The sequence below is a fragment of the Salmonella sp. SSDFZ54 genome, from assembly GCF_004010735.1.
Classification (GTDB): Bacteria; Pseudomonadota; Gammaproteobacteria; order Enterobacterales; family Enterobacteriaceae; genus Salmonella; species Salmonella enterica.
In genome coordinates this window covers 4,459,844-4,475,666 of sequence record NZ_CP034819.1, presented here as the reverse complement: position 1 = coordinate 4,475,666, position 15,823 = coordinate 4,459,844, and the positions used below count along the sequence as shown (strand labels likewise).

Sequence of the window (15,823 nt, the reverse complement as noted above, 5' to 3'; positions counted from 1 at the left end):
AGTATAGTAGACCAGTCGGTCTACTGCAAGCAGAGTTGCCATAATGTCAGTTAGCGTCTTCAATAGTCATAAGCGCCAAACGTTGAGGAGGGGATGTGGCCGAGCAGTTGGAGTTTTTTCCTGTAGCAAGCCCATGTCGCGGTATCTGCCAGTCTGATGAGCGTGGCTTTTGTCGGGGATGTATGCGCAGCCGCGACGAACGGTTTAACTGGCAAAAAATGAGCGATGCCGAGAAACAAAATGTACTGCGGCTTTGTCGCCAGCGTTTCTTGCGTAAAATACGCGCAAATAAGCCTCTCCCATCGGAAGATCCTCAACAACCTTCACTCTTTTAAACGCGGAATTGCGTATACTCAACCTCATTATTCTCTATGAGGAATCTGTTATGGTTCAGCGTGTCACCATCGCTCCACAAGGCCCGGAGTTTTCGCGTTTTGTCATGGGTTACTGGCGTTTGATGGACTGGAATATGTCCGCGCGTCAGTTAGTGAGTTTTATCGAAGAACATCTGGATTTGGGCGTCACTACCGTTGACCATGCGGACATTTATGGCGGTTATCAGTGCGAAGCGGCGTTTGGCGAGGCGCTAACGCTGGCGCCGCATTTGCGGGAAAAACTGCAAATCGTTACCAAATGCGGTATTGCGACCACCGCCAGAGCGGAAAATAGGCTCGGTCATTATATTACCGATCGCCGCCATATTATTCTGAGCGCCGAACAGTCATTAAAAAATCTGGCGACAGATTATCTGGATATGTTGTTAATTCACCGTCCCGATCCGTTAATGGATGCGGATGACGTCGCCGAGGCGTTTCAACATCTGCACCAAAGCGGCAAAGTGCGCCATTTTGGCGTTTCTAATTTTACGCCAGCGCAATTTACGTTACTGCAATCGCGCCTGCCGTTCACCCTGGCGACCAACCAGGTGGAGATCTCGCCGGTTCACCAGCCTTTGTTGCTGGACGGCACATTAGATCAATTACAGCAACTGCGTATTCGTCCGATGGCCTGGTCATGTCTTGGCGGCGGTCGTCTGTTTAATGATGAGGCTTATCAGCCGTTGCGCCAGGAACTTTCCGTTATCGCGCAAGAACTCAACGCCAGTTCTATTGAACAGGTGGTCTATGCCTGGATTTTACGTTTGCCGTCGCAGCCGCTGCCGATTATTGGCTCGGGTAAAATCGAACGCGTACGCGCCGCACTAGAAGCGGAAACGCTGTCATTGTCGCGTCAACAGTGGTTCCGAATCCGCAAGGCGGCACTGGGTTATGACGTGCCGTAATCGCCAACTCGTTGACTTTCCGTTCATGTTTTCGCCAGTGGTTTACACTTAACAGGCGACCACATGTAACGGAGGTTTTATGAAGCGATTAAGTTTAGCGATGGTGACGCTATTGGCCTGTGCGGGTGCGCAGGCCGCCAGCGAGAAAGTAGAGATGAACCTGGTGACGGCGCAAGGCGTAGGACAGTCTATCGGCACCGTCGTCATCGATGAAACCGAAGGCGGCTTAAAATTTACCCCACACCTTAAAGCGTTGCCGCCGGGCGAGCATGGTTTTCACATTCATGCCAACGGTAGCTGCCAGCCCGCGATTAAAGACGGCAAAGCGGTTGCCGCAGAAGCCGCTGGTGGTCATCTGGACCCACAAAATACCGGCAAGCATGAAGGACCGGAAGGCCAGGGGCATCTGGGCGACCTCCCGGTGTTAGTCGTTAATAATGATGGTATCGCCACCGAACCGGTTACTGCGCCGCGTCTGAAGTCTCTTGATGAAGTGAAAGATAAAGCGCTCATGATCCATGTGGGCGGCGATAACATGTCCGATCAGCCGAAACCGCTCGGCGGCGGCGGAATGCGTTACGCCTGCGGCGTCATTAAATAACCTGGAGCCAGCGTTCCCTGTGCTGGAGCCTGTTCCAGCTGCGACAGCGAACAGTGTAAACGCCAGATAATCGCCGCCAGCTCATGCGCGGCGGGTTGATGATGATGTGCGAGCGTGTCGCAGATACGCTGTAGTTCCTGTAGCGTGACGGCAAGCGGGCGTTGCTGCACGCCGCGCTCGCTCATCACATCGCGCAGCAGGGATATACAAATATCCCGCACCCGGGAAAGCGGATCGGAACGCGACTCCCAGGCGCGCAGCTGCCACACCACATGCGAGCAGTTCAGCAGTACCACTCCCCAACGTAATAACCACCGGCGCGCCAGCGCATCCTGGCTATTGGTGAGCTGACTGACGTGATGATAGGTCAGCGATTCAAACTCGCTTTCGCTATGGGAAGGGTGACGGCTAAGCTGATCGACGAAATCCCGGCGTAGCGCGCGGATATGGCGGCGGCTTTTTACGGCATCGGAACCGGGGCGCAAAATAGCAAACGCCAGCCAGGAAATCGCGACGCCGACGATCTTGGCGGTATTATCGTTAAGGAAATCGGCGAAGTCGTACACCGGCGGATTGGTCACGGCGATGAATGAGCCCATAAAGACGATAAGCTGCCCCCACAGTCCCGCCAGCTTAGGCATCTGCAGTTTAAGCAGTTGCATCGTGACGAACAGCGGAAAAAGGAAAAGTAAGAATTGCCACAGATCGGTGATTTGCACCATCAGGCCAAATTTCACCACGAAGCTGAATAAGGACAGCAGCACTAAAGTACGCATCAATAAGGAAAGCGACTTAAACGGCGTGGCGACGATGGAGTAGAGAACGCAACTGATCGCCGCCAGGGTTAATGCGCCGGGCCCGGATTCCCATTGCGCACCAATACTCCAGGCGCCAATTACCGTGAGCGTGCAAAAGGTACGCACGCCGCTCCAGATGGCCTCTGCGTTATCCGTATGCCGCGCAAGGCCGGGAGTGCGGCGGATATGGATTTGATCCACCGGCGCGCCGCTTTCGATCAGATATAACTGACGGCTGCTGCGCAGATATAAGTGGCAAAAATAGCGTAATCGCTGCCAGAACGCGAGGTGACGATAATCCTGTTCATCCTGCGGGCGTAGCGGCGCAATAATCCGCGCCACGGTGTAGCTGTCCGCGCGCGGTTTTGCCAACTCAGCTAAGAGTTGTTCAATGACTTCGCGGCTGTTTTCCGGCGGCGTCGGCCAGTTTAAAAGCATTCTACGCAGACTGGAGATTACGCTCGTTAGCCGTAATTGCTGGTGTAACAATGCATTTAGCAATGCATTCTGGCGGCGAAAACGGTAGTGACTCCAGAAGGCCTGAATACGCAGCAGGTTCATGGTCAGGATTTGCCCAATCACGCCCTCATGCGCGGAGCGGATAGCGTCGGTAGTCTCCGGCTGCCACAGTAGACTGGCATGTTCCAGCAAGCGCGCATGCATGTTTTTCAACGCGGTGAGCAGGGCAGTGCCATCCGATGTGCTGGGTAGGATCATCATCATCATGCCGCCACAGAGGATGCCGACGATAACTTCACATACACGTGCCTGGGCGATATCCCACAACTGCGTGATTTCTACAATATTAACCATCGGGAACGCGATGATCGCCGCCGTGTAGCCGGACAACTGGAAAGCATAAGCGGCATTATTGGTAAAATGCGCGCAGGCCCAGGTACAAAAACCGATCCAGGCGGCCATGCTAAATAAGAACAACCAGGGTTCATTCAGCGTATGGCCGGCAATAATTAACGCGGCGGTCGCGCCGAGTAAACTCCCGGCAATACGCCCCAGACTTTTACTGATTACGCCGCCTACGGTCGGAAAGCTCACCACTGCGGCCGAAGTCATCGCCCAGTAGGGCTCATCCAGATTGAGATAATAAGCGAATGTCAGCGCGAGACACATGGCAATGGTATTGCGCAACGCGTAACGCCACTGGCCGGAGGTCGCTTTAAACCAGGGCGTATTTCGCAGGGCCGGCAGGGAGAGTTTCATTACCGCTGTCCAATGGCTACGCTGCAGGTAGTGCCGGAGACGAGCGTGATATCCTGCGGCAAAGCGTCAAATTCGATACGTACCGGTACGCGTTGCGCCAGACGTACCCACGGTACGTTGGGTTTGATATCGGGCACTAAACCGGAGTCGCTTTCCACGCTTTGGTCGTAAATAGCGCGCCCGATACTGCCAACGTGACCCTGTAACTTAATATTGCCACTATACAGTGTTATTAATGCAGGTTCACCTTCGCGGATATGGCGTAGTTTGGTTTCTTCGAAATATCCCATTACATAAAATGAATGGCTATCTACCAGGGCGAAAAGCGGCTTACCGGTACTGGCATAATCACCGGTACGCGTGGAAAGGTTGGTCACCCAGCCGGATACCGGCGCTTTTACTTCCGTCTGGCTAAGCTGCCACTGCGCCTGTTTTAACGTCGCCAGTGCGACATCTACGCTGGCCTGCATCGCTTTAACATTCAGATTGGCGCTATCCAGATCTTCAGCAGAGATGTAGTTACGCGATAAATGTCGACGTCGATCGGCTTCATTATTCGCTTTTGCCAGATCGGACTGCGCTTTGGCCAACTGCGCCTGCGCGTTAAGTTCTGCAATATGGAAGGGCGTTTTATCAATGACAAAGAGAACGTCCCCGGCGTTGACGAACTGATTATCTTTGATATTGAGTTGGGTAATGCTGCCAGAAACCTGCGGCGTTACGCTGACCTGTTCCGCGCGGATTTTACCATCGCGCGTCCACGGTGACTGCATATAGTAATTCCATAACCACCACGCGGCCAGAACGGCGACAACGGCGACAATGAGAGTAGAAAAATATTTTATTGTTTTTAACGACATATTTACCACGCGATCAGTAAAACGAGGCCCAGACATACGCAAAGCGTAAAGAGGGAGAGATCCATTAACAGGGGATGCCAGATTTCATCAGAGTATATCCGGTCACGCAGGAGTCGGTGAATAAACAACCAGATAACGAACCCAAGCGCAAAGGCTTTAAAGAATGGCGGAAAGTAAACAGATGCTCCCAACATGAGATCTTGTAAGGGCAATCCTGTGGCGTTGAGTATACACTTCACAAGCAATGTTCCTTTGCGTCAGACATCGATGCTTTAGTTTTAGCCAAAACTGAAGCTACAGGTGCCAGGTGCGCACTATGTCTGAAAAAATGTCTATTGGTAAGCAAATTTAGCAATACATTTGTTTTGAGAATACAAATACTGCACACTATTCTAAAATCAGCATAATAACTTAGCAAGCTAATTATAAGGAGATGAAATTGGAATCGCCACTAGGTTCTGATCTGGCACGGTTGGTGCGCATTTGGCGTGCTCTGATTGACCATCGCCTCAAGCCTCTGGAATTGACGCAGACACATTGGGTCACGTTGCACAATATTCATCAATTGCCGCCTGACCAGTCGCAGATTCAATTGGCTAAAGCGATAGGCATTGAGCAGCCATCGCTGGTACGCACGTTGGATCAACTTGAAGATAAGGGGCTAATTTCGCGGCAAACCTGCGCCAGCGATCGTCGCGCTAAGCGCATTAAACTGACCGAAAAAGCGGAGCCGCTGATCGCTGAGATGGAAGCGGTCATTCATAAAACGCGCGGTGAAATTTTGGCTGGGATTTCTTCAGAGGAGATTGAGCTTCTGATTAAACTTGTCGCTAAACTTGAACACAATATTATGGAATTGCACTCTCACGATTGAGGTGCAGGGGCATACGTGTGGCCATGTGACCACACGTAAAGCCTGGTTTAGCGTGGAGAGACAGTAACCTGGCTGCCGTTGCTGGCCAGCACGACACGCTGACCTGCCGAGAAACGCGTATTTCCTTGTTTCTGCACAACCATAATGGTGTTGCCATCGTCTTTACGAATTTCCAGTTCCACACCCTGGGTTTTATTCATTGCGCTCTGGACGCCCTGGCCCGCTACGCCACCAGCCACCGCGCCTGCCGCGGTCGCCAGTGAGCGACCCGTACCGCCGCCGATAGTGTTGCCGAGGAACCCGCCCAACACCGCGCCGCCGATAGCGCCAATCACGTTAGAATCATCACCGCCCTGAATTTGAACCGGACGAACGTTAACGATAGTACCGTACGTTACATTCTGAACTTGTTTAGCCTCGGATGCGGTATAAACATCACCCGAAAGGCTATCATTGTTAACACACCCAGCTAAGGATAACCCCATCAGTGAAACGGCCAGTACACGTTTAATCATTTACCCATCTCCTGTTCTTCACGAAACGCTATTTCAGCATCCCTATAGCTAAATTATATGGCATTTATGCAGTTAAGGTCATATCTTCTGCCGAAAGAATGTAAAAATCATAATCAGAAGTTAATTAACTAATCTTAAACGAAGTGGGAAGCAAGAAAAGATAGGTTATTGATATCCGTGGACGGCACGGCAAAAAACGTGACGCGGGCATCGCATTGCAAAATACGTTATGCCGAGTGTTAAGGCTTAACCCAGCTTAATAAGGAAGAGGTATGAAATCGGGCCGTTTTATTGGCGTTATGTCCGGGACCAGCCTTGATGGCGTGGATGTTGTACTGGCGGCAATTGATGAAACCATGGTTGCGCAACAGGCAAGTCTCACCTGGCCCATTCCCGTTCATCTGAAAAAAGGCATTCTCGATATTTGCCAGGGACAACCGCTTACGCTCTCGCAACTCGGCCAGCTGGATACCCAGTTAGGCCGGCTTTTTGCACAGGCGGTTAATGCGCTGTTAGCGCAACAACGTTTGCAGCCGCGGGATATCGTCGCCATTGGTTGTCATGGGCAAACGGTCTGGCATGAGCCGACCGGCGAGGCCCCGCATACGCTGCAAATTGGCGATAATAATCACATCGTCGCCCATACGGGAATTACAGTGGTCGGCGATTTTCGGCGGCGGGATATTGCGCTGGGCGGACAAGGCGCGCCGCTGGTGCCCGCTTTCCATCACGCGCTGTTGGGACATCCGACGGAAAAACGTATGGTCCTGAATATCGGCGGCATCGCCAATTTATCTCTGCTTTTCCCCGGACAGGCGGTGCGCGGGTACGACACGGGGCCGGGTAATATGTTGATGGATGCGTGGATTTGGCGACAATGCGCGCAGCCCTACGACAAAGACGCGGCATGGGCGAAAGAAGGTCAGGTTATTCTTCCATTGCTGCAAAAGATGTTGCGCGATCCGTACTTTGCTGCGTCGGCGCCCAAAAGTACAGGTCGCGAATATTTCAACTATGGCTGGTTAGAGCGTCATCTTACGGCTTTCCCTGGCGCAGACGCGCGCGATGTACAGGCCACGCTGGCGGAGCTGACGGCGGTCTCCATCGCCCAACAGGTGCTGCTCAATGGCGGCTGCGAGCGGCTGATGGTCTGTGGCGGCGGAAGCCGGAATCCGTTAGTGATGGCCCGTCTGGCGGCGCTGTTGCCCGGTATCGAGGTTTCGACCACCGATAAGGCGGGGATCAGCGGCGATGATATGGAAGCGCTGGCCTTTGCATGGCTTGCCTGGCGAACGCTCGCGGGCCTGCCGGGAAATTTACCTTCCGTGACGGGGGCTGCAGAAGCCAGTGTTTTAGGCGCTATTTACCCGGCTAACCCAATAACTCAGAGTTAACTGAATTTTTCCCGGACCTTATATCGGTAAACTAGCAAGGTCAGGAAGGGGCGTTTGCCCTTCCAGAAGCAGGAGAGCTTTCGGGATATGCCTATGAAAAAGATCGTAATAATGTGTTTACCTGTGCTGCTGACCGGCTGTAGCGTTTATCAACAATTTGTTGAACGTATGCAAACGGATACGCTGGAATACCAGTGTGATGAGAAGCCGCTTACCGTTAAAGTCAATAACCCGCGTGAAGAGGTCAGTTTTGTTTATGACAATAAGCTGCTGACCCTGAAGCAAGGAATCTCGGCCTCGGGCGCGCGTTATACCGACGGGATTTATGTTTTCTGGTCGCAAGGCGAGAGCGCCACGGTCTATAAACGAGACAGAATTGTGCTTAAAAACTGTCAGTTACAAAATCCGAAGCGTTGAGATTTTCAGTATGGGGGCGCACAATAGCGCCACCCACTGATTATTTCTGATCAACGCCATGTCTGATAACGACCAATTGCAGCAGATCGCGCATCTGCGCCGTGAATACACGAAAGGCGGCTTGCGTCGCCGCGATTTACCCGCTGAACCGTTAACCTTATTTGAGCGCTGGCTTGGGCAAGCGTGCGACGCCAGACTGGCCGATCCGACGGCAATGGTCGTGGCGACCGTAGATGACAAGGGGCAACCGTACCAGCGTATTGTATTGCTCAAGCATTATGATGAAAAAGGCCTGGTCTTTTATACCAACCTGGGAAGCCGCAAGGCGCATCAAATTGAGCACAATCCGCGTATCAGTCTGTTATTTCCCTGGCATATGCTTGAACGCCAGGTGATGGTGACAGGCAAAGCCGAGCGTCTCTCCACACTTGAGGTGGTGAGGTATTTCCACAGCCGTCCGCGCGACAGCCAGATCGGCGCATGGGTCTCTAAACAATCCAGCCGCATTTCCGCGCGCGGTATCCTCGAAAGCAAATTCCTGGAGCTCAAGCAGAAGTTTCAACAGGGCGAAGTGCCGCTACCCAGCTTCTGGGGCGGTTTTCGCGTGAGTATTGAACAGATGGAGTTCTGGCAGGGCGGCGAACATCGTCTGCACGATCGCTTTTTATACCAACGCGACGACGGCGCATGGAAAATCGACCGTCTTGCGCCCTAAAGATGCAAAAATCTTGTTTTAAGCACTGGTGCGGATGAATCCGCCGTTTTATGCTATGTCTCTTTCGCGTCTGGCGAAAAGTCGTGTACCGGCAAAGGTGCAGTCGTTTTATACATGGAGATTTTGATGGCAAGCAGTAACTTGATTAAACAATTGCAAGAGCGGGGGCTGGTAGCCCAGGTGACGGACGAAGACGCGTTGGCAGAGCGACTGGCGCAAGGCCCGATCGCGCTCTATTGCGGCTTCGATCCTACCGCTGACAGCTTGCATTTGGGGCATCTGGTTCCATTGTTATGCCTGAAACGCTTCCAGCAGGCAGGGCACAAACCTGTTGCGCTGGTAGGCGGCGCGACCGGTCTGATTGGCGACCCGAGCTTCAAAGCTGCCGAGCGTAAACTGAACACTGAAGAGACCGTTCAGGAGTGGGTGGCGAAAATTCGTAAACAGGTTGCCCCATTCCTGGACTTTGATTGCGGCGAAAACTCTGCCATCGCGGCCAATAACTATGACTGGTTCGGCAGCATGAATGTGCTGACTTTCCTGCGCGATATCGGTAAACATTTTTCCGTTAATCAGATGATCAACAAAGAAGCGGTGAAGCAGCGTCTGAACCGTGACGATCAGGGTATCTCTTTCACGGAGTTCTCTTATAACCTGCTACAGGGGTACGACTTCGCTTGTCTGAATAAACTGCACGGCGTTGCCTTACAGATTGGCGGTTCTGACCAGTGGGGGAACATCACTTCCGGTATCGACCTGACCCGTCGCCTGCACCAGAATCAGGTATTTGGTTTGACCGTTCCGCTGATCACCAAAGCTGACGGCACGAAATTCGGTAAAACCGAAGGCGGCGCTGTCTGGCTGGATCCGAAGAAAACCAGTCCGTACAAATTCTACCAGTTCTGGATTAACACCGCAGATGCCGATGTTTATCGCTTCCTGAAATTCTTCACTTTTATGGACATTGAAGAGATCAATGCCCTGGAAGAAGAAGATAAAAACAGCGGTAAAGCGCCGCGCGCGCAGTATGTGCTGGCCGAGCAGGTGACGCGCCTGGTTCATGGTGAAGAGGGGCTGGTTGCGGCGAAACGGATCACTGAATGCCTGTTCAGCGGTTCACTGAGCGCGCTGAGCGAAGCTGACTTTGAGCAGTTGGCGCAGGACGGCGTACCGATGGTTGAAATGGAAAAAGGCGCCGACCTGATGCAGGCGCTGGTAGACGCCGAACTCCAGCCGTCGCGTGGTCAGGCGCGTAAGACTATCGCCTCCAACGCTGTCACTATCAATGGTGAAAAACAATCCGATCCTGAATACATCTTTAACGATGAGGACCGTCTGTTTGGCCGCTATACCTTATTACGTCGCGGCAAAAAGAACTATTGTCTGATTTGCTGGAAATAAGGCATTAAGTAACAGGGAGTGAGAAATCACTCCCTTATTTTTGATGTTCAGGTAAAAAAATGAAGAATATCCTCGCTATCCAGTCCCATGTTGTTTTCGGACATGCGGGCAACAGCGCCGCCGAATTTCCCATGCGCCGTCTTGGCGCGAATGTTTGGCCGCTGAATACCGTTCAGTTTTCTAACCACACGCAATATGGTAAATGGACCGGCTGTGTCATGCCGCCCAGCCATCTGACTGAGATTGTCCAGGGGATTGCGGACATTGGCCAGTTAGCGCACTGCGACGCCGTACTTAGCGGTTACCTGGGATCTGCCGAGCAGGGAGAACACATTCTCGGTATTGTGCGCCAGGTTAAAGCAGCAAATCCGCAGGCAAAATATTTCTGTGATCCCGTGATGGGGCATCCGGAAAAGGGTTGTATCGTGGCGCCTGGCGTCGCAGAGTTCCATGTGCGTTATGCGCTACCCGCCAGCGATATTATCGCGCCTAACCTGATTGAACTGGAAATTCTCAGCAAACATAGCGTGAATAATGTGAATGACGCCGTGCAGGCGGCGCGAGAACTGATTGCTCAGGGGCCAGAAATTGTACTGGTAAAACATCTCGCCCGCGCCGGTTACAGTTCAGAACGCTTTGAAATGCTGCTGGTGACAGCGCAGGAAGCCTGGCATATTAGCCGTCCGCTGGTGGATTTCGGCTCACGTCAGCCGGTTGGCGTTGGCGATGTCACCAGTGGTTTATTGCTGGTCAAACTTTTGCAGGGCGCGACGTTGCAGCAGGCGCTGGAGCACGTTACGGCGGCAGTCTATGAGATTATGATCGCCACCAAAACGATGCAGGAGTACGAACTGCAGGTCGTGGCGGCCCAGGACAGGATCGCTAACCCTGAACATTACTTCAGCGCAACGCGGCTGTAATTATTGCTGCTAAAAAGAGGCCGGATGGCGGTACAGCGAGCTATCCGGCAACATGACATTAATTCAGTCCTTCCGCTTTAAGCGCTGCCGCAACGGTCGGTCTTTTTGCGACACGCTGCATGTAACTTTCAATATGCGTTAACCCGTCCATATTCAGTTTTACGCCATAGGCCCAACGCAATACGGTAAACAGATAAGCGTCTGCAATGGTAAAACGCTGGCCGCAAATCCACTGGTCGTCTGAAAGCGACTCATCCACATACTGCAATTTCTTTTCCAGACCGGCGCGAACGGCGGGTTTAAGTGTTTCCGGCGTGTCAGGGCGGAACAGCGGGGTAAAGCCTTTATGCAGTTCCGTTGCAATATAGTTGAGCCATTCCAGCGTATGATAGCGAGCAAGACTACTTACCGGCGCCAGAAGCTGGCGGTCGGGAACGCTGTCGGCGAGGTACTGCATAATGGCGACGCCTTCAGTCAACAGTGTGCCGTCATCCAGCAGCAGAGCCGGAACCTGTCCTTTAGGGTTGACTGCCAGGTAATCATCACCGTTTTCCAGGCGTTTTTTTGCGAGATCGACGCCATCAAGCGTAAAGTCTTTGCCAATTTCGCGCAGGGTAATATGGGAAGCAAGAGAGCAGGCACCCGGTTTGTAGAACAGTTTCATCGGTAACTCCTTTTTGCTGAGGTTTAAAGTATGGTAGTGCGGGGACGAGCAAAAAAAAAGCCGCTAACGCACAGTTAGCGGCCTGAATGTTGTTTCCCGGAAAATTAAACTGTAGCGGCTTTAGAGCCTTTTTCAGCGGTATCATCGTCCTGGGTCATACGGTTCAGCTTAGGCGCTGTCAGCAGCATCAGGACGGCGATAACGGCGGTTGCTATGCCAATCTGCATAAATACGCGACCATAGACTTCCAGGGACATCAGTGGGTCAGTCACGTCGCTCGGCACAGCCATCAGGTTGGCGACATAACCGCCGATGATGTTAGCGCCTGCCGTTGTCAGGAACCAGCTACCCATGATGAAGCCCATCAGACGCTGCGGAACCAACTGTGCGACCATTGCCAGTCCCAGACCGGAGATCATCAGCTCACCGATACTTTGCAGGCCGTAGCTTGCGATCAGCCAGTTTACGGATACGATGCCGGCATCGTTCGCAAATTTGGCGCCCAGCGGCAGAATCAGGAACGCGCCGGAACACAGCACCATACCAATGGCGAATTTCATCGGCATCGGCAGCGTATCGCCCATCCTGTTATAGATAGCGGCCAGAATCGGGCTGCCGATAATGATCCAGAATGGGTTCAGCGCCTGATACTGTTCCGGTTCGAACGCGATACCGAGAATAGAGTGCTCGACGTTACGAATGGCAAAGAAGTTCAGCGACGTCGGCATCTGGCTGTACAGTACGAAGAAGATAATCGCCTGCAGCATCAAAATAAAGGCGACGATCATTTTACGGCGAGCCGCACCGTGCATGGAAAACGCTTCTTTACCGAAGATAATGACGATGCCAAGAGCGATTACGCCCAGCACCATACGCGCGATATCCTGGTTGTGCAGCAGCCAGGTGGCGACCGCAATCAGAACGACAATACCGACGATTGTCAGCAGCAGATTACGGAAGTTGATCGGTTCAAAGTCGGGTTTGGAACCGTAGCTTTTCACCCAGCGCTGGCAGAAAGCAAAGTTAACGACGGTTATCAGCATACCGACGACGCTAAGCGCAAACGCGGTGCTCCAGCCATAACGCGCCGCCAGCCACGGCGTCGCCAGCATAGAGAAGAAGGAGCCGATGTTGACGGACATATAATACATCGTAAATGCGCCGTCGAGACGCGGATCGTCCTTCGCGTAACAGGTAGACAGCAGGGAAGACGGGTTAGCTTTAAACAGACCGTTACCCACAGCGATAGCCGCCATGCCCATATAGACGATGCCAGCGTCATGACCAGACCATGCGACCAGCGCATAACCGATAGCCAGCACCACGGCACCCAGCATAATAACGCGTTTGGTGCCCAGAATTTTATCACCTAACCAACCGCCAATGGCGACCAGGCCGTACACCAGCGCACTGAAGGAAGAGAAAAGGGTGATGGAATCCGCTTCTGACATACCCAGTTGTTTTACCAGGTAGACGGCCATAATGCCTTGCAGGCCGTAATAACCAAAACGCTCCCATAACTCTATCGAGAAGATGAGATAGAACGCCTTCGGTTGTTTGAAAGCGTTCAAACTGACGCTTTCAGTTGGTTTTTTGTTTGCAGTAGACACTTTTACCTCTTTTTTACGCCCCGTATTAACAGGGATTGTCTGGCGCGTGATGAGTCAGACTCATCCGTCCGATTGTTATATTGGAGGGGAAACGGCAGGTAATGTTCACTATCTTTCCTCTCCAGACAAGAGCTTTGTAATAATCTGTTACATATAACTCTTCTGGTTGAATCGTCCGATGTCAGAAATGTTATCCAGCGTTAAATTTCTTCATTTGAAGAATGGCAGATTTTTACACTGCAAAAAGGCCATTAGTTTGGGTGAAAGGCGATATCTTCTGCTATTTAAGGTGAAAAGCAGTGATATAGGCCATTATCTGAAAAAATGGCAGAGTAATGTTTTGTAGTGAAAACGGGGCGTCAGTCTATCCGGTTGTAAATGTAACCTTAGATGTCATTAAATTTCACATGAAGTTATCAAAGTGATCCTGATCACGGATAGATAGAATTTTTTGCGATTAAAAAAATGATTAACCTGACGTGGAGTGAAAACGAAAGCACATTACATCAGAAAAAGGACAGAGACTGGAATGATTGATGGCTAAAATAGATCCAGGCCGAAGGTGGGAGCGCGCTGGCGTGACGGACGCACTCCGACCATATCAAATATCGACTTTTTCTTTGTATTCGCAAAGATCTTCAATGAGGCAGGAGCCGCAGCGGGGTTTTCGGGCGATACAGGTATAGCGGCCATGCAAAATTAACCAGTGATGGCAGTCCACTTTGAACTCATTCGGCACCACTTTCAGCAACTTCTCTTCTACCTGCTCGACATTTTTACCCGGCGCGAACTGTGTTCGGTTGCATACACGAAATATATGCGTATCAACGGCGATGGTCGGCCAGCCGAAGGCGGTATTTAGTACTACGTTAGCGGTTTTACGCCCCACGCCGGGAAGCGCTTCCAGCGCCGCCCGATCCTCCGGCACTTCGCCATTATGCTTGTCCAGTAAAATACGGCAGGTCTTAATCACGTTTTCCGCTTTACTGTTAAATAAACCGATGGTTTTGATATAGGATTTCACGCCTTCTGCGCCCAGTTCCAGCATCGCGGCTGGCGTATTGGCGACCGGGTAAAGTTTGGCGGTAGCCTTGTTCACGCTGACGTCGGTTGCCTGCGCGGAAAGCAACACGGCAATCAGCAACTCAAACGGCGACGTGAAATTGAGTTCCGTTGTGGGGTGCGGATTGTTGTCGCGCAGGCGCGTCAGAATTTCCAGCCTTTTTGCTTTGTTCATCAGACTTTCCCTGTTTCACCTGCCGGAACTGCGGAAGGCGCGGTTTCGGCGCGGCGTTTCTTCATTTTTTCATCAATAAGATATTTTACCGCCAGCATGAGCCCCAGGCCGATAAACGCGCCTGGCGGCAGCATCGCCAGCAGGAAAGGCGAGTCGGTGTGAAATATCTCGACTCGTAATACTTTTGCCCAGCCTCCCAGCAGGCTATCCGCGCCATCGAAAAGCGTACCATTCCCGAGGATCTCGCGCAGCGAACCCAGCACGAACATCGCGCCTGTCGCGCCCATGCCGATGGAAAAACCGTCCAACGCGGAAAGCCACGGTCCTTTTTTCGCGGCAAACGCTTCGGCGCGACCAACAACAATGCAGTTCGTTACAATCAGAGGAATAAAAATCCCTAAAGACTGATACAAACCGAACGCATACGCATTGATCAGCATCTGTACTGCGCTTACCACCGAGGCAATGATCATGACGTAAATCGGGATACGGATTTCTGCCGGCGTCCAGCGACGTAGTGCGGACACCGTAAGGTTGGTCAGCGTTAATACCAGCGTTGTGGCCAGACCCAGCCCCAGAGCGTTGGTTGCCGTAGACGTCACCGCCAGTAAAGGGCACAGGCCAAGTAGCTGCACCAGAGCAGAGTTATTTTTCCATAACCCCTGAACAACAATGTCTTTTATTTCGCTCATGGCTATTCTCCACAGGCGGTTAAATGGGGGAGCTGAGCGGGCAGTGATTCGGCGTACAGCCCGGCGCGTTTAACCGCATTCACCACGGCGCGCGGCGTTATTGTCGCCCCGGTAAATTGATCAAAATCACCGCCATCCTTTTTCACCGCCCAGTGCGTATCATTTTCACCGCTGATGGTTTTACCGCTAAAGTGGGTAATCCAGTCAGACAAACGGCGCTCAATTTTATCCCCTAACCCTGGCGTCTCATGATGTTCCGTCACACGCGTCCCCAGGACGGTACCGTTGAAATCTGCGCCAACAATAAGCTGGATAGCGCCGGAATAGCCATCTGGGGCGGTGGCCTCAATGATGGCCGCTACGGGTTTATCATCCTTGCGAGCGATAAAAACACGGTGTGTGCCTTTGCCGAGGGCGGGCGCATCGACCAGATAACAGCTCTCTTGCAGATTATTATTGTAACGATCTGGCGGCAATACCTGATCGAACAGGGCATGCTGTTGTTGCAGCGCTTGTTCGTGGATGGTTGATTTTGTCATCTGATTAATCACCGCGGTCAATCCCGTAGAACCTGCGGCAAAAAGCGCCAGCGTAATACCGTGTTTACGAATCGTTTTCAACATGGT

General features: G+C 52.2%; 18 protein-coding genes. 9 read left to right on the top strand and 9 right to left on the bottom strand.

From position 1 onward, the window contains the following. Window positions 1-95 precede the first annotated feature (95 nt). The 3 genes from EOS97_RS22215 to sodC2 all read left to right on the top strand — a co-directional run bounded on the left by EOS97_RS22215 (window position 96) and on the right by sodC2 (window position 1,883). Complete coding sequence (locus tag EOS97_RS22215) at window positions 96-335, top strand: DUF1289 domain-containing protein (RefSeq protein WP_001538148.1); 240 nt, start codon at window positions 96-98, stop codon at window positions 333-335. A gap of 50 nt (window positions 336-385) precedes the next feature. Beyond that, window positions 386-1,282, top strand: coding sequence for an aldo/keto reductase family oxidoreductase (locus EOS97_RS22210; RefSeq protein ID WP_000250721.1), 897 nt, complete (start codon window positions 386-388; stop codon window positions 1,280-1,282). 79 nt (window positions 1,283-1,361) lie between these two features. Then, a complete protein-coding gene (gene sodC2 / locus EOS97_RS22205) occupies window positions 1,362-1,883 on the top strand; it encodes a superoxide dismutase [Cu-Zn] SodC2 (RefSeq protein WP_000826820.1) in 522 nt (173 codons plus the stop codon). Here sodC2 and EOS97_RS22200 read toward each other — a convergent pair. The 3 genes from EOS97_RS22200 to EOS97_RS22190 are packed head-to-tail and all read right to left on the bottom strand — an operon-like array spanning window position 1,859 to window position 4,997. Next, window positions 1,859-3,898 carry an FUSC family protein gene (locus EOS97_RS22200; RefSeq protein WP_000777622.1) on the bottom strand — a complete coding sequence of 680 codons (2,040 nt, stop codon included), beginning with the start codon at window positions 3,896-3,898 and terminating at the stop codon, window positions 1,859-1,861. The genes sodC2 and EOS97_RS22200 overlap by 25 nt on opposite strands. Then, entirely contained in the window at window positions 3,898-4,758 is an 861-nt protein-coding gene (locus EOS97_RS22195; RefSeq protein ID WP_001518804.1) for an HlyD family secretion protein, read from the bottom strand. Before EOS97_RS22195 ends, EOS97_RS22200 begins: the two co-directional genes overlap by 1 nt. Window positions 4,759-4,760: 2 nt before the next feature. Then, a complete protein-coding gene (locus EOS97_RS22190) occupies window positions 4,761-4,997 on the bottom strand; it encodes a DUF1656 domain-containing protein (RefSeq protein ID WP_000649755.1) in 237 nt (78 codons plus the stop codon). A 194-nt stretch (window positions 4,998-5,191) separates the two neighbouring features. On the opposite strand from EOS97_RS22190, the gene slyA reads away from it, so the two are divergent. Continuing rightward, window positions 5,192-5,632 carry a transcriptional regulator SlyA gene (gene slyA, locus EOS97_RS22185; RefSeq protein ID WP_000764552.1) on the top strand — a complete coding sequence of 147 codons (441 nt, stop codon included), beginning with the start codon at window positions 5,192-5,194 and terminating at the stop codon, window positions 5,630-5,632. A gap of 47 nt (window positions 5,633-5,679) precedes the next feature. On the opposite strand, the gene slyB is transcribed toward slyA, so the two are convergent. Beyond that, window positions 5,680-6,147, bottom strand: coding sequence for an outer membrane lipoprotein SlyB (gene slyB, locus EOS97_RS22180; protein ID WP_000597179.1), 468 nt, complete (start codon window positions 6,145-6,147; stop codon window positions 5,680-5,682). A 272-nt stretch (window positions 6,148-6,419) separates the two neighbouring features. On the opposite strand from slyB, the gene anmK reads away from it, so the two are divergent. The 5 genes from anmK (at window position 6,420) to pdxY (ending at window position 10,994) form a co-directional block, all read left to right on the top strand. Continuing rightward, the gene (anmK, locus tag EOS97_RS22175) at window positions 6,420-7,541 is read left to right on the top strand and encodes an anhydro-N-acetylmuramic acid kinase (protein WP_000835020.1); all 1,122 of its coding nucleotides are present in this window, start codon (window positions 6,420-6,422) and stop codon (window positions 7,539-7,541) included. An 87-nt stretch (window positions 7,542-7,628) separates the two neighbouring features. Then, window positions 7,629-7,958, top strand: a complete 330-nt coding sequence (mliC, locus tag EOS97_RS22170) for a C-type lysozyme inhibitor (RefSeq protein WP_127836199.1) — start codon at window positions 7,629-7,631, stop codon at window positions 7,956-7,958. Window positions 7,959-8,016: 58 nt separating this feature from the next. Further along, entirely contained in the window at window positions 8,017-8,673 is a 657-nt protein-coding gene (pdxH, locus tag EOS97_RS22165) for a pyridoxamine 5'-phosphate oxidase (RefSeq protein ID WP_001282334.1), read from the top strand. 126 nt (window positions 8,674-8,799) lie between these two features. Then, on the top strand, window positions 8,800-10,074 hold the full coding sequence (gene tyrS, locus EOS97_RS22160) for a tyrosine--tRNA ligase (protein WP_000168626.1): 1,275 nt from the start codon (window positions 8,800-8,802) through the stop codon (window positions 10,072-10,074). A gap of 59 nt (window positions 10,075-10,133) precedes the next feature. Continuing rightward, window positions 10,134-10,994 carry a pyridoxal kinase PdxY gene (pdxY, locus tag EOS97_RS22155; protein ID WP_000789736.1) on the top strand — a complete coding sequence of 287 codons (861 nt, stop codon included), beginning with the start codon at window positions 10,134-10,136 and terminating at the stop codon, window positions 10,992-10,994. A gap of 58 nt (window positions 10,995-11,052) precedes the next feature. On the opposite strand, the gene gstA is transcribed toward pdxY, so the two are convergent. The 5 genes from gstA to rsxG all read right to left on the bottom strand — a co-directional run bounded on the left by gstA (window position 11,053) and on the right by rsxG (window position 15,820). Then, window positions 11,053-11,658 carry a glutathione transferase GstA gene (gene gstA / locus EOS97_RS22150; RefSeq protein WP_000765727.1) on the bottom strand — a complete coding sequence of 202 codons (606 nt, stop codon included), beginning with the start codon at window positions 11,656-11,658 and terminating at the stop codon, window positions 11,053-11,055. Between the two features lie 104 nt (window positions 11,659-11,762). Beyond that, the gene (gene dtpA, locus EOS97_RS22145; protein WP_000100911.1) at window positions 11,763-13,268 is read right to left on the bottom strand and encodes a dipeptide/tripeptide permease DtpA; all 1,506 of its coding nucleotides are present in this window, start codon (window positions 13,266-13,268) and stop codon (window positions 11,763-11,765) included. Between the two features lie 601 nt (window positions 13,269-13,869). Beyond that, on the bottom strand, window positions 13,870-14,505 hold the full coding sequence (gene nth / locus EOS97_RS22140) for an endonuclease III (protein WP_001030313.1): 636 nt from the start codon (window positions 14,503-14,505) through the stop codon (window positions 13,870-13,872). Then, window positions 14,505-15,197, bottom strand: coding sequence for an electron transport complex subunit E (locus EOS97_RS22135; RefSeq protein ID WP_001289628.1), 693 nt, complete (start codon window positions 15,195-15,197; stop codon window positions 14,505-14,507). Before EOS97_RS22135 ends, nth begins: the two co-directional genes overlap by 1 nt. Window positions 15,198-15,199: 2 nt before the next feature. After that, window positions 15,200-15,820, bottom strand: a complete 621-nt coding sequence (rsxG, locus tag EOS97_RS22130) for an electron transport complex subunit RsxG (protein ID WP_000920822.1) — start codon at window positions 15,818-15,820, stop codon at window positions 15,200-15,202. Between the last annotated feature and the right edge of the window lie 3 nt (window positions 15,821-15,823).